Annotated in this window: 7 protein-coding genes; 5 read left to right on the top strand and 2 right to left on the bottom strand. The window is 62.6% G+C overall.

The features are described from left to right. Positions 1 to 152: 152 nt before the first annotated feature. Positions 153 to 3,086, bottom strand: a complete 2,934-nt coding sequence (glnE, locus tag V7787_RS28420) for a bifunctional [glutamate--ammonia ligase]-adenylyl-L-tyrosine phosphorylase/[glutamate--ammonia-ligase] adenylyltransferase (RefSeq protein WP_010951694.1) — start codon at positions 3,084 to 3,086, stop codon at positions 153 to 155. A 383-nt stretch (positions 3,087 to 3,469) separates the two neighbouring features. Between glnE and aceE the strand changes: the two genes are divergently transcribed. The 5 genes from aceE (at position 3,470) to V7787_RS28445 (ending at position 12,233) form a co-directional block, all read left to right on the top strand. Further along, positions 3,470 to 6,115: a pyruvate dehydrogenase (acetyl-transferring), homodimeric type gene (gene aceE / locus V7787_RS28425; RefSeq protein ID WP_010951693.1), complete on the top strand. Its 2,646-nt coding sequence runs from the start codon at positions 3,470 to 3,472 to the stop codon at positions 6,113 to 6,115. A 13-nt stretch (positions 6,116 to 6,128) separates the two neighbouring features. After that, on the top strand, positions 6,129 to 7,772 hold the full coding sequence (gene aceF / locus V7787_RS28430; protein ID WP_336090730.1) for a dihydrolipoyllysine-residue acetyltransferase: 1,644 nt from the start codon (positions 6,129 to 6,131) through the stop codon (positions 7,770 to 7,772). A gap of 306 nt (positions 7,773 to 8,078) precedes the next feature. Continuing rightward, entirely contained in the window at positions 8,079 to 10,769 is a 2,691-nt protein-coding gene (locus tag V7787_RS28435; RefSeq protein ID WP_014860927.1) for a putative bifunctional diguanylate cyclase/phosphodiesterase, read from the top strand. A gap of 168 nt (positions 10,770 to 10,937) precedes the next feature. Further along, entirely contained in the window at positions 10,938 to 11,606 is a 669-nt protein-coding gene (gene msrA, locus V7787_RS28440) for a peptide-methionine (S)-S-oxide reductase MsrA (protein WP_010951691.1), read from the top strand. A 3-nt stretch (positions 11,607 to 11,609) separates the two neighbouring features. Next, positions 11,610 to 12,233, top strand: coding sequence for a glutathione S-transferase (locus V7787_RS28445; protein WP_019437095.1), 624 nt, complete (start codon positions 11,610 to 11,612; stop codon positions 12,231 to 12,233). 165 nt (positions 12,234 to 12,398) lie between these two features. On the opposite strand, the gene creD is transcribed toward V7787_RS28445, so the two are convergent. Then, entirely contained in the window at positions 12,399 to 13,727 is a 1,329-nt protein-coding gene (gene creD, locus V7787_RS28450; protein ID WP_064492513.1) for a cell envelope integrity protein CreD, read from the bottom strand. Positions 13,728 to 13,832: the final 105 nt, after the last annotated feature.

The following is a 13,832-nucleotide window of genomic DNA, read 5'->3' on the forward strand; positions in this document are numbered from 1 at the left end:
CTCCCCTCTTTATATTCAGGCTATGTGGCGGACAGTGTAACACTCACATGGCCTATTCGCGGGCAAGCCCGCTCCCACAGGGATTGCACACTGCTCAGGGCCTGTGCAGTACCTGTGGGAGCGGGCTTGCCCGCGAACAAGCCAACACGGTATCAGCTTAAACCCAACTCACCCCAGATCCGCCGCACTTCACGGCGTTCATCGGCAAACTGCGCCGCATCGATCACCCCGGCCTCCTTCTGCAGGGCCTGGCGGTGGGAGGCCGAGCGGAACGCCTTGTACACTTCACGCAACAGCACCGCGTCACTGGCCGGCATCAAGTTCGCCTGCTCCAGCTCTTCCAGAATGCGGATGTTATCGGTCCATCGAAGTATGGCCGGATGGTCATGGGACCAGGCCAAAGCGGCGTATTGCACCATAAATTCGATATCGACGATACCGCCGGCATCCTGCTTGATATCGAAGGGTACGCCGGCGTCGAAAGCGTTCGCCGCAGTACCGGCAGCCGTAGCCTTGGTACCGAGGTTGTCACGCATCTTGGCGCGCATTTCACTCACCTCGCCGCGCAGTTTTTCCAGGTCGCGGGCCTGGCCCAGTACCTTGGCGCGCACTCCTTCGAATGCCGCACCCACCTGCTTGCAACCCACCAGCACGCGGGCCCGCACCAGCGCCTGGTGCTCCCAGGTCCAGGCTTCGTTCTGCTGGTAGCGCTCGAAGGCGCCCAGCGAGCTGACCAGCAGGCCCGAGGCGCCGGACGGGCGCAGGCGCATATCCACGTCGTACAGTTGGCCCGAGTTGGTCTGGGTGGTCAGCAAGTGGATGATGCGCTGCCCCAGACGCGTGAAGAACTGCGCACTGTCGATAGGCTTCGCACCGTCGGTTTCCGCCTGCGGATCGCCGTCATGGATGAAGACCAGGTCCAGGTCCGAACCGTGGCCTAGCTCCAGGCCGCCCATCTTGCCGTAACCGATGATGATGAAACCCGGGTCGCACAGGCTGCCGTCGCTGCGCTTGGGTTGGCCGTGGCGGGCCACGGTCTGGCGCCAGGCCAGGGCCAGCACCTGGTCGAGGATGGCTTCAGCCAGCCAGGTCAGGTAGTCGCTGACTTTCATCAACGGCAGGTTGCCGCTGATTTCCGAGGCGGCCACGCGCAGGCTGTGGGCCAGCTTGAAATGGCGCAGCGCCTCCATCTGCTGCTCCAGGTCGTCCTCGGGGATGCGCGTCAGGCGCTCGCGCAGCTCGCTGGCCAATTCTGGCGCCAAGGGCGGGCTGAACAAGCGGCCCTCATTGAGCAGTTCGTCGAGCAGCAGCGGGTAAAGGGCAATCTGCTCGGCAATCCACGGGCTGGCGGCGCACAGCGTCAGCAAACGGCGCAAGGCACCGGGGTTTTCGGTCAGCAGTACCAGGTAGGCAGAACGCCTTGCCACAGCCTCGACCAATGGCAGCACCCGCTCAAGCACCAGGTCAGGGTTGTCATGCTCCACCGCCTGGGCCAACAGCCGTGGGATGAATGCGTCAAGTCGCTCACGGCCGATGCGCTGCATCGAGCGCAACTGCGGGCTGGAACGCAGCCCGGCCAGGCGCCTCAAGGCTTCGGCGGGTTGCTTGAAGCCAGCCTCTTGCAATTGCCGGCCAGCGGCTTCTTCATCCTGCGCCTGCTCCCACAACGGCGACCACTCGCCACCCACCACCAGTTCGCCTTCGCCGTCTTCATCATCCGGGTCGGCAATGACCTGGCGGAAATGCCAGTCGATACGGCCACGCCAGTACATCAACTGGTCGTGGAAGCTCTGCCAGTCGGCAAAACCGAGCACGTAGGCCACGCGTGCCTGATCGGTCTCACCTTCCGGCAACATTTGCGTCTGGCGGTCGGCAATGGCCTGGATCGCGTGCTCGGTATAGCGCAGGAACTCATAACCCTCGCGCAACTCGGCCACCACTGCTGGCGGCAGGTAGCCTTGGCCTTCCAGGGTGGCCAGCACCTTGAGCAACGGCCGCTGCTGCAGGCTGAGGTCACGCCCGCCGTGGATCAGCTGGAAGGCTTGGGCGATGAACTCTACTTCGCGAATACCACCGGCACCCAGCTTGATGTTCTCGGCCATGCCCTTGCGCCGCACTTCCTGCTGGATCAGCTGCTTCATGGTGCGCAGCGCTTCGATTGCGGAAAAGTCCAAGTAGCGGCGGTAAACGAACGGGCGCAGCATCTCCTGCAACTGCGCGCCGGCCGCCTGGTCGCCGGCCACCACTCGCGCCTTGATCATCGCGTAACGTTCCCAGTCACGGCCCTGGTCCTGGTAGTACTGCTCCAGTGCATTGAAGCTGAGCACCAGGGCACCCGCCGAACCATAGGGACGCAGGCGCATGTCAACGCGGAACACAAAGCCGTCGACGGTAACCGGGTCCAGTGCCTTGATCAGCCTTTGGCCCAGGCGCGTGAAGAACTCCTGGTTATCCAGCGAGCGCTTCACCCCTTCGGTTTCACCGCCCTCGGGGAAACCGAAGATCAGGTCGATGTCCGACGACAGGTTAAGCTCTACCGCTCCCAGCTTGCCCATGCCCAGCACCACCATGTGCTGCGGCTGGCCGCTGCGGTTGCCGATGGGCGTGCCGAATTGCTGGCAATGGCGCGGGTACAGCCATTGGTAGGCTTCGTCGATGGCCGCATCGGCAAGGTCCGACAGGTCACGGCAGGTTTCGCCAAGTTCCGCCTGACGGGTAATGTCGCGCCAGATAATGCGCAGCTGCTGGCGGTTGCGCGCGCGGCGCAGATTGCGCGCCAGCTCGTCCTCGCTCTGTGCCGCCTGGGCTGTTGCGGCGATTTGCCCGCGCAGCTCACCCGGGGCGTAACGCCGCTCCAGCTCGCCGCTGGCCAGCAGGGCGAACAGCATGGCGGGCTCGCGCTGGGCCAAACTGAGCACGAATTCACTGGCAGCAGCCACCTGATCGAACTGCTGCCGGTGCAGCGGGCTCCAGGCCTGCAGGTCGAGTTCGGGGTGGCCGGCCACGGCATCGCTGATGAACTGCTGGTTGCGAGTGACCAGCGGCTGCAAGGTGGCAGGCAGATCGGAGGGCAAAGGTAGGCGCATGGTCTATCCTTGATCGGCGTGAAATAGAGGGGAAAAAGCGGCCAAGGGGAAGCCGGACCACGGTTGGACTGTCGTACAAAAGTTGGAAATAGCTGAAAAAAACGAAAACTTGGCAACAAACATCAAGAACCACCCGTTCGCGACACAATGCCAACCAACATGAACGTTTTTCCTCACAAGCCAAGGTGCGACCAAACGTCGCACAAATGTAGTTTTACTACTACTCGTGTCGTGTAAAAGCATGAAATGCGAAAGCAAATGTAGTAAAACTACAACGCGCCGGAAGACACCCCGGTAATCCAAGAATTCACGACGTCTGCCCATAAGGCCAGTCGCAATCTCAGGCAATCGATTCTGGTTGCCTTTCCGCCCTGGAGCAAGCCATGCAAGACCTCGATCCAATCGAAACCCAGGAATGGCTGGATGCCCTGGAGTCGGTCCTCGACAAAGAAGGCGAAGACCGCGCTCATTACCTGATGACCCGTATGGGCGAGCTGGCCACCCGTAGTGGCTCCCAGCTGCCATATGCGATCACCACGCCATACCGCAACACCATCCCTGTCACCCACGAAGCACGCATGCCTGGCGACCTGTTCATGGAACGCCGCATTCGCTCGATGGTGCGTTGGAACGCGCTGGCCATGGTCATGCGTACCAACCTGAAAGACTCGGACCTGGGCGGACACATCTCTAGCTTCGCCTCCAGTGCCACCCTGTACGACATCGGCTTCAACTACTTCTTCCAGGCCCCTACCGAAGAACACGGCGGCGACCTGATCTTCTTCCAGGGCCACGCATCGCCAGGCGTCTACGCCCGTGCCTTCATGGAAGGCCGTATCAGCGAAGACCAGATGAACAACTTCCGCCAGGAAGTGGACGGCAACGGCCTGTCTTCGTACCCGCACCCATGGCTGATGCCTGACTTCTGGCAGTTCCCGACCGTTTCGATGGGTCTGGGCCCGATCCAGGCGATCTACCAGGCACGCTTCATGAAGTACCTGGAAGCCCGTGGCTTCATCCCGGCCGGCAAGCAGAAGGTCTGGTGCTTCATGGGCGACGGTGAGTGCGACGAGCCGGAATCCCTGGGTGCAATCGCCCTGGCCGGCCGCGAGAAGCTGGACAACCTGATCTTCGTCATCAACTGCAACCTGCAGCGCCTCGACGGCCCGGTTCGCGGCAACGGCAAGATCATCCAGGAACTCGAAGGCGTGTTCCGTGGCGGTGGCTGGAACGTCAACAAAGTCGTCTGGGGCCGTTTCTGGGACCCACTGCTGGCCAAGGACACCAACGGTGCCCTGCAGCGCCGCATGGACGAAGTCATCGACGGCGAATACCAGAACTACAAAGCCAAAGACGGCGCGTACGTTCGCGAGCACTTCTTCAACACCCCGGAACTCAAGGCCATGGTCGAAGACCTGTCCGACGAAGAGATCTGGAAGCTCAACCGTGGCGGTCACGACCCGTACAAGGTCTACGCGGCGTATCACCAGGCTGTTAACCACAAAGAGCAGCCGACCGTCATCCTGGCCAAGACCATCAAGGGTTACGGCACCGGTGCTGGCGAAGCCAAGAACACCGCGCACAACACCAAGAAGGTCGACGTCGACAGCCTGCGTCACTTCCGTGACCGCTTCGACATCCCGGTCAAGGATGCCGACCTGGAGAACCTGCCGTTCTTCAAGCCGGAAGAAGGTTCTGCCGAAGCCAAGTACCTGGCCGAGCGCCGTGCTGCCCTGGGCGGTTTCGTGCCACAGCGCCGTGCCAAGAGCTTCAGCGTGCCGACCCCGCCACTGGAAACGCTGAAAGCGATCCTGGACGGCTCGGGCGACCGCGAAATCTCCACCACCATGGCCTTCGTGCGTATTCTGGCGCAACTGGTCAAGGACAAGGACATTGGCCAGCGCATCGTTCCGATCATCCCGGACGAAGCCCGTACCTTCGGTATGGAAGGCATGTTCCGCCAGTTGGGCATCTACTCCTCGGTCGGCCAGCTCTACGAGCCAGTCGATAAAGACCAGGTGATGTTCTACCGCGAAGACAAGAAGGGCCAGATCCTCGAGGAAGGCATCAACGAAGCCGGCGCCATGTCGTCGTTCATCGCTGCCGGTACCTCGTACAGCTGCCACAACCAGCCGATGCTGCCGTTCTACATCTTCTACTCGATGTTCGGTTTCCAGCGTATTGGCGACCTGGCCTGGGCCGCTGGCGACAGCCGCACCCGTGGCTTCCTGATCGGCGGTACCGCCGGCCGTACCACCCTCAACGGTGAAGGCCTGCAGCACGAAGACGGTCACAGCCACATGATGGCGGGCACCATCCCGAACTGCCGCACCTACGATCCGACCTACGGCTACGAGCTGGCGGTGATCATTCAGGACGGCATGAAGAAGATGACCGAAGAGCAACAGGACATCTTCTACTACATCACCGTGATGAACGAATCCTACCAGCAGCCAGCCATGCCGGCCGGTGTCGAGGAAGGCATCATCAAGGGCATGTACCTGCTGGAAGAGGACACCCGCGAAGCTGCACACCACGTACAGCTGATGGGCTCCGGCACCATCCTGCGCGAAGTCCGCGAAGCCGCGAAGATCCTGCGTGAAGAGTTCAACGTCGGTGCCGACGTGTGGAGCGTCACCAGCTTCAACGAACTGCGCCGCGACGGCCTGGCCGTGGAACGCGCCAACCGCCTGAAGCCTGGCCAGAAGCCACAGCAGACCTACGTCGAGCAGTGCCTGAACGGCCGCAAAGGCCCGGTCATCGCCTCTACCGACTACATGAAGCTGTTCGCCGAGCAGATTCGTCAGTGGGTACCGAGCAAAGAGTTCAAAGTCCTGGGTACCGACGGTTACGGTCGCAGCGACAGCCGCAAGAAGCTGCGTCACTTCTTCGAAGTCGACCGCCACTTCGTGGTGCTGGCTGCCCTGGAAGCCCTGGCTGACCGTGGCGAGATCGAACCCAAGGTTGTCGCAGACGCTATCGTCAAGTTCGGTATCGACCCGGACAAGCGCAACCCACTGGACTGCTGAGGAGTATTTTTAAGTGAGCGAACTCATTCGCGTACCTGACATCGGCAGCGGTGAAGGTGAAATCATCGAGCTGTTCGTCAAGGTCGGTGATCGTATCGAGGCTGACCAGAGCCTGCTGACCCTGGAGTCCGACAAGGCCTCCATGGAAATTCCGGCGCCCAAGGCTGGCGTCATCAAGGAACTGAAGGTCAAGCTGGGCGACCGCCTGAAAGAAGGCGACGAACTGCTGGTCCTGGAAGCCGAGGGCGCCGCTGCTGCGGCCCCTGAGGCTCCGGCTGCTGCCGCTGCTCCAGCTCAGGCTGCTGCGCCGGCTCCGGCCGCCGAAGCTGCCCCTGCTCCGGCAGCAGCCCCGGCTGCCGCCAGCGTGCAGGACATCTACGTGCCGGACATCGGTTCGTCGGGCAAGGCCAAGATCATCGAAGTGCTGGTCAAAGTCGGCGACACCGTCGAAGCCGACCAGTCGCTGATTACCCTGGAGTCCGACAAGGCTTCCATGGAAATCCCGTCGCCGGCCGCCGGCGTGGTCGAAGAAGTGCTTTGCAAGCTGGAAGACGAAGTCGGCACTGGCGACCTGATCTTCAAGCTGAAAGTGGCGGGTGCCGCCCCGGCTGCCGCGCCGGCACCGGCTGCTGCTCCTGCACCAGCCAAGGCTGAGGCTGCTCCGGCTGCCGCACCTGCCGCTGCAGCCCCGGCTGCTGCCCCTGCACCGGCTGCTACCGCACCGGCCGCTGGCAGCAATGCCAAGGTTCACGCAGGCCCTGCTGTTCGTCAGCTGGCCCGTGAATTCGGTGTCGAGCTGGGTGCAGTTGCTGCCACCGGCCCGCACGGTCGCATCCTGAAAGAAGACGTGCAGGTCTACGTCAAGGCCATGATGCAGAAGGCCAAGGAAGCGCCGGCAGCCGCCGGTGCGACCGGTGGTGCTGGCATCCCGCCGATCCCTGCCGTGGACTTCAGCAAGTTCGGTGAAGTGGAAGAAGTGGCCCTGACCCGCCTGATGCAGGTCGGTGCTGCCAACCTGCACCGCAGCTGGCTCAACGTGCCGCACGTGACCCAGTTCGACTCTGCCGACATCACCGAGCTGGAAGCCTTCCGCGTTGCGCAGAAGGCCGTGGCCGAGAAGGCTGGGGTGAAGCTGACCGTGCTGCCACTGCTGCTCAAGGCCTGCGCCTTCCTGCTCAAGGAACTGCCGGACTTCAACAGCTCGCTGGCGCCAAGCGGCAAGGCCATCATCCGCAAGAAGTACGTGCACATCGGCTTCGCCGTGGACACCCCGGACGGCCTGCTGGTCCCTGTGATCAAGAACGTCGACCAGAAGAGCCTGCTGCAACTGGCTGCCGAAGCCGCTGCACTGGCCGAGAAGGCGCGCACCAAGAAGCTGTCGGCTGACGAGATGCAAGGCGCTTGCTTCACCATCTCCAGCCTCGGCCACATTGGCGGCACCGGCTTCACGCCGATCGTCAATGCGCCGGAAGTGGCTATCCTGGGCGTCTCCAAGGCGACCATGCAGCCAGTCTGGGATGGCAAGGCCTTCCAGCCAAAGCTGATGCTGCCGCTGTCGCTGTCCTACGATCACCGTGTGATCAACGGCGCCGCCGCCGCGCGCTTCACCAAGCGCCTGGGCGACGTGCTGGGCGATATCCGCACCATGCTGCTGTAAGCCAGCACACTGCCCCTCCTTGCGAGGGGCAGTACCCTTTTCGAGCTGCCACGCTCGTACCTCAACCCCGTCGATTGGCGGGGCTTTTTTTGCCTGGGAAAAGCTGGGAGGGCTTCGCCCTCTTTTCGCGACACAAGGCCGCAAAGCGGCCCCAAAATCTCCAGCCAAACTACAGAATCGGCCACGTCAGCCGATAACCTGTCCACAGCATCAAGCATGGCCGCTTGCCAGCCCTCGGGACATGATGCAACCTTGCCAAATCCGCCGCAGCCACAAGGCAGCGTTCCCTCTTCAAGCGAGTCTTCGATGAAAAGCCAACCCGATGCCGCCAGCCGTGTGGCGGCCGAGGTCGTGACACAGTTACCCGTGCCCTCGCGGCTCGGCATGCTGCGTTTCGAAAGGCTCAACGAAGCCACCTGGGCCATGCTCTACCTTGACCCAGCCTGTGAGCGCCAGTTCGGCCTGAAAACCGGCGAGCTGTGTGCCCTGATTGACGCGCCCTACGCCAGCCTGATGGAACCCGAAGCACGCTACCGGCTGCACGACGAAATCCAGTTGCAACTGGCCCAGCGCGGCTACTATCGCGTGCGCTACACCCTGCACACGCCGAGCACCTCGCTGCGCCTGCTGGAAGCGGGTGAAGCCTACAAGCAACACAACCGCCAGCTGTTGCGCGGCTACCTGAGCGTGCTCGATGACCAGCAGGAAGAGACCGGCGAACCCGGCGCCAGCGACCTAGAGTCACGCAACAACCGCCTGCAACTGGCCTTGCAGCTGAACCAGCGCACGCAGCAAGAACAACTGGAGCACCTGGAGCGGGTGCGCGGCCAGCAGGACCTTATCCTGCGCCTCGCCCGCCATCGCTACAGCGCGGGCAACTCGCTGCTCGAAGCGGCCCAGCTGATCACCCAAAGCGCCTGCGAAATCTACAAGGTCGACAGCGCCAGCATCTGGCACCTGGAAGACCAACGCCTGGAACCGATCATCGCCTGGTACCGCGATGCACAGGAGCACCGCCAGCCCGAAGCCATCGATGCCAGCCGCTTCCCCGACTACCTGGATGCACTGCACGCAAGCCGCGCCATCGACGCTCACAACGCCGGCCACGACCCGCGCACCCGCGCCCTGGCGCAAAGCATGCGCCCGGAAAACAAGGCCATGCTCGACGCCAGCATCCGTGTCGATGGCCAGGTGATTGGCGTGCTGTGCCTGGAGCAAACCGGCCAGCCACGGGCCTGGCAGTCGGACGAAATTGCCTTTGCCGGCGAGCTGGCCGACCAGTTCGCCCAAGTGATCACAAACCACAAACGACGGGCTGCGGCCAGCGCCCTGCACCTGTTCCAGCGCGCGGTCGAGCAGAGCGCCAGCGCCTTTCTGCTGGTGAACCGCGACGGCCGGGTGGAGTACGTCAACCCCAGCTTCACCGCCATCACCCAGTACAGTACCGACGAAGTGCAGGGCCGCCAGCTGGGTGAGCTACCGGCACTGGAGAACCTCAGCGAACTGCTGTTCGACTCGCCGTCGAGCCTGGCCATGGGCAACAGTTGGCAGGGCGAGTTCAAGAGCCGGCGCAAAAACCTGGAGCCGTACTGGGGCCAGTTGTCGATTTCCAAGGTGTACGGTGACAACCGTGAGCTGACCCACTACATCGGCATCTACGAAGACGTCACCCAGACCAAGCTGGCCCAGCAACGCATCGAACGCCTGGCTTACACCGACAACCTCACCAACCTGGGTAACCGCCCGGCGTTCATCCGCAGCCTGGACGAGCGCTTCGCCCGCGATGGCGAAAGCTCGATGTGCCTGCTGCTGGTGGACATCGACAACTTCAAGCGCATCAACGACAGCCTTGGCCACCAGACCGGCGACAAGCTGCTGATCAGCCTGGCCAGGCGTCTGCGCAACAGCCTGCACAGCGGTGGCATCCTGGCGCGCTTTGCCAGTAACGAGTTCGCCGTGCTGCTCGACGACACCAGCCTTGAAGATGGCCAAGGCGTTGCCCAGCAGTTGTTGTGCACCCTCGACAAGCCGATGTTCGTCGACAACCAGCTGATCAACGTCACCGCCTCGGTAGGCCTGGCCTGTGCACCGTTGCACGGTGTCGACCCGGCCAGCCTGATGAAGAATGCCGGCCTTGCATTGCACAAGGCCAAGGCCAACGGTAAACACCAGGTACAGGTGTTTACCGAAGTGCTCAACGCCGAAGCCAGCTACAAGCTGTTCGTCGAGAACAACCTGCGTCGTGCCCTGACCCAGAATGAGCTGGACGTGTTCTACCAGCCCAAGCTGTGCCTGCGCAGCGGTCGCCTGCTGGGCCTGGAAGCGCTGCTGCGCTGGAACCACCCCGAACGCGGCATGATCCGCCCGGACCAGTTCATCAGCGTGGCCGAGGAAACCGGCCTGATCATCCCTATCGGCAAATGGGTGGTGCGCCAGGCGTGCTGCATGAGCCAGCAACTGCGCAAGGCCGGCCTGGGCAACCTGCATGTAGCCATCAACCTGTCGCCCAAACAGTTCTCCGACCCGGACCTGGTGGCGTCGATCAGCACCATCCTCAAGGAAGAAGCCCTGCCCCCGCACCTGCTGGAGCTGGAGCTGACCGAAGGCCTGCTGCTGGAAGCCAGCGAAGACACCCACCGCCAGCTGGACGAACTGAAGGCCCTGGGCCTGACCTTGGCCATGGACGACTTCGGCACCGGTTATTCGTCGCTGAGCTACCTGAAGAAGTTTCCGATCGACATCCTCAAGATCGATCGCAGCTTCATCAACGAAATCCCCGACAACCAGGACGACATGGAAATCACCTCGGCGGTGGTGGCCATGGCCCACAACCTGAAGCTGAAGGTGGTGGCCGAAGGGATCGAGACGCCAGAGCAGCTGGCGTTCCTGCGCCGTCACCGCTGCGACGTGGGCCAGGGTTACCTGTTCGACCGGCCGATTCCCGGGCGCGAGCTGGCCGAACGGCTGAAGCGCTATCCGCGTGGCCCGGTGGCCTGACAGCTGCGTAATCCTCGGGCACTATAGAAGCCATTCGGGTCCCTTCGCGGGCACGCCCGCTCCCACAGGAACACCACAACCTTTGAAACCTGTGCTGTACCTGTGGGAGCGGGCATGCCCGCGAAGGCCCAAACCCCTACCCCACTGAATAAACACAGAGGAACGGTCATGGTCCTGCGTTCGGAAATCCTGGTGAACAAAAACGTCATGCCCACTGCGGAACAGGCCCTGCCTGGCCGCGACACGCCAATGAGCCTGCCCGAGTTCCACTACGTCTTCAAAGACACCCCACTGCTCGGCCCGTTCTTCGAAGGCGCCATCGACTTCGCCATCTTCGGCCTGGGCTGCTTCTGGGGCGCGGAGCGCCGCTTCTGGCAGCGTGAAGGTGTGGTCAGCACCGTTGTCGGCTACGCCGGCGGCTTCACCCCGCACCCTACCTACGAAGAAGTCTGCTCGGGCCTGACCGGCCACACCGAAGTGGTGCTGGTGGTGTTCGACAAGGACAAGGTCAGCTACCGCGAACTGCTGGCAATGTTCTGGGAGCTGCACAACCCCACCCAAGGTATGCGCCAGGGCAACGACATCGGCACCCAGTACCGCTCGGCCATCTACTGCACCAGCCCGGAACAGCTGGAACAGGCCAAGGCCAGCCGCGACGCCTTCCAGGCCGAACTGAGCAAGGCCGGCTTCGGTGAGATCACCACCGAAATCGACCAGGCACCGACCGTCTATTTCGCCGAGGCCTACCACCAGCAGTACCTGGCCAAGAACCCGGACGGCTACTGCGGCATCGGCGGCACCGGCGTGTGCCTGCCACCCAGCCTGCAAGGTAACTGAAGCATGAGCACGATGACCCTGTTCCACTCGCCGTTGTCGCCTTTCGTGCGCAAGGTCATGGTGGTGTTACACGAGACCGGCCAGCTTGAGCGTGTGCAGCTGCAGCCGGTGAACATCAGCCCGGTGAGCGGCGACCCGCAGCTCAACCTGGACAACCCGATCGGCAAGATCCCGGCCCTGCGGCTGGAAGACGGCACCGTGCTGCATGACAGCCGGGTAATCTGCGAGTACCTCGACATGCAGCACGTAGGCCTGCCGCTGCTGCCACGAGAAGGCTCGGCGCGCTGGCGGCGCATGACCTTGGTATCACAGGCCGATGCGATCATGGATGCGGCGGTGTCGAGCCGTTATGAGAGCTTCCTGCGGCCAGAAGACAAGCGCTGGGATGGCTGGCTGCAGGCGCAGGGTGACAAGATCCGCCGTAGCCTGGCCAACCTTGAGCAGGAGCACTTGCCGGAGCTGATCTCCGGCTTCGACCTGGCGGCGATTGGCGTGGCCTGTGCGCTGGGCTATCTGGATCTGCGTCAGCCCGGGTTTGGCTGGCGTGAGCGCCAGCCTGGGTTGGCGGCGTGGTATGCCGAGGTGGTCAAGCGGCCATCGATGGTCGCTACGGCGCCAGTGGCCTGAGGGCCCCTTCGCGGGTAAACCCGCTCCTACAAGGTTTTCCACAGTGTGCGCTATCTGTGGTGGGCTTGTGGGAGCGGGCGTGCCCGCGAAGGCCTCACCTCGGTATCACAGGAAACAACAGCCCGATCCTGAGCGCCAACCAGCGCCCGATCTCTCTATCCTCCCTCATGCCACCCTCCCCACACGCGCCCAGTCCAGCCGCCGGGTCAGCACCATGAACACCCCAAGCAAACCGAAACACAGCAACGACCCCATCAGCAGCGCATAGTCTTCGGCACTCAGCAGCCCGTAGAGCAGCGCGTACAACGCCGCCAACCCCGCTGCAAAACCCACTCCTCGCCCCAGGCTGCGCAACACATGGCTCAGGTAGAAACCGATCAGCAGCACACAGGCTGAAGCCGACAGCCCATACGCCAAACCAAAGCCAATGTGCTCGGACAACGACAGCAGCAACAGATAGAAGAACGCCAGCGCCACGCCCACCAAGATGTACTGCACCGGGTGCACACTCAGATTCTTCATTACCTCGAACAGGAAGAAACCGGCAAAGGTCAGGGCAATGAACAACAACGCGTATTTGATCGCCCGCTCGCTTTTCAGGTACTGGTCCACCGGGTCTATAAAACTCACGCCAAAGCTGCGCTCACTGAAATCCGTACACTGCCCGGCGTTAGCGCACTGGCGTATGGCATCCTCAAGGTTGGTGGCAAAGAACGAGGTTTGCCAATGGGCACTGAAGCCTTGAGCATCGATTTCGCGGCGGTTGGGCAAGTAATTGCCGACGAAGCTCGGGTGTGGCCAGTTGGCGCGCATGTCCACGCTGCTGGTACGGCCCACGGGTACCACGTGCAACTGGCCGGTACCTTGCAGCGCCAGGTCAAAGCCATAGCTGAACGTTCGCGCCTGTAACCCGTCCAGCCCCGGCAGGCTGGCGTGCACGCCGCCGCGCATCCAGTCGAGCTGGGTGCCGGGCTCGAACGGCACTTTTTGCTCGTCCATGCTCAGCTCCAGAGCACTTTCGATACCGCGGATATCACTGATGCCCACCACCAGGAACGGCTTGTCGAAGCGGTAGTCGTCAAAGTCCTTGTCGATGCCCCAATGCGCCGGGAGCTTGAAGCGGCCGCTGATACGGCCTTTGGTGTGAAACAACCGGGCCTGGTAGATGCCGCGGGCGCGCAGTTCGGTGTCCACACCCAGGTCGGCGTCGAAGGTTTCCGGCAGGAAGTACAGGTGGCCGGTGATGGTGCTGGTTTCCTGGGTACGCTCACCGTCCTTTTCGATCCAGCGGCGCTGGTACTTGCGGTACGGCACCACCAGCAGCGGGCCGCTGAGTTGCTGATCGAAGCTGGTGCTCTGGGCGATATCGCGCAGCACACCGTCGCGCATGGCCTGGCGCTCGTCGATCAGGCCGTTGATCAGCAGCAGCGGGATGAGCAACAGCAACATCAGCATGGCGATCATGCCGAGTTTGAAACCGAGGGTCTTGTTCATGTGGCCTCCTGTGGCAGTGGGCGCAGTGTCTGCGCCTTGCGTGGAGGCTTTGTGGAGCGTGTGTGTGATTTATGTGTAATTGAGACTGCTGAGCAGCCCGGCTAT

The organism is Pseudomonas sp. CGJS7, assembly GCF_036961695.1.

Excerpts from the sequence above, each read along its gene's own strand:
- glnE (WP_010951694.1), bottom strand. The coding sequence starts at position 3,086 with ATGCGCCTACCTTTGCCCTCCGATCTGCCTGCCACCTTGCAGCCGCTG.
- aceE (WP_010951693.1), top strand. The coding sequence starts at position 3,470 with ATGCAAGACCTCGATCCAATCGAAACCCAGGAATGGCTGGATGCCCTG.
- V7787_RS28435 (WP_014860927.1), top strand. The coding sequence starts at position 8,079 with ATGAAAAGCCAACCCGATGCCGCCAGCCGTGTGGCGGCCGAGGTCGTG.
- msrA (WP_010951691.1), top strand. The coding sequence starts at position 10,938 with ATGGTCCTGCGTTCGGAAATCCTGGTGAACAAAAACGTCATGCCCACT.
- V7787_RS28445 (WP_019437095.1), top strand. The coding sequence starts at position 11,610 with ATGAGCACGATGACCCTGTTCCACTCGCCGTTGTCGCCTTTCGTGCGC.
- creD (WP_064492513.1), bottom strand. The coding sequence starts at position 13,727 with ATGAACAAGACCCTCGGTTTCAAACTCGGCATGATCGCCATGCTGATG.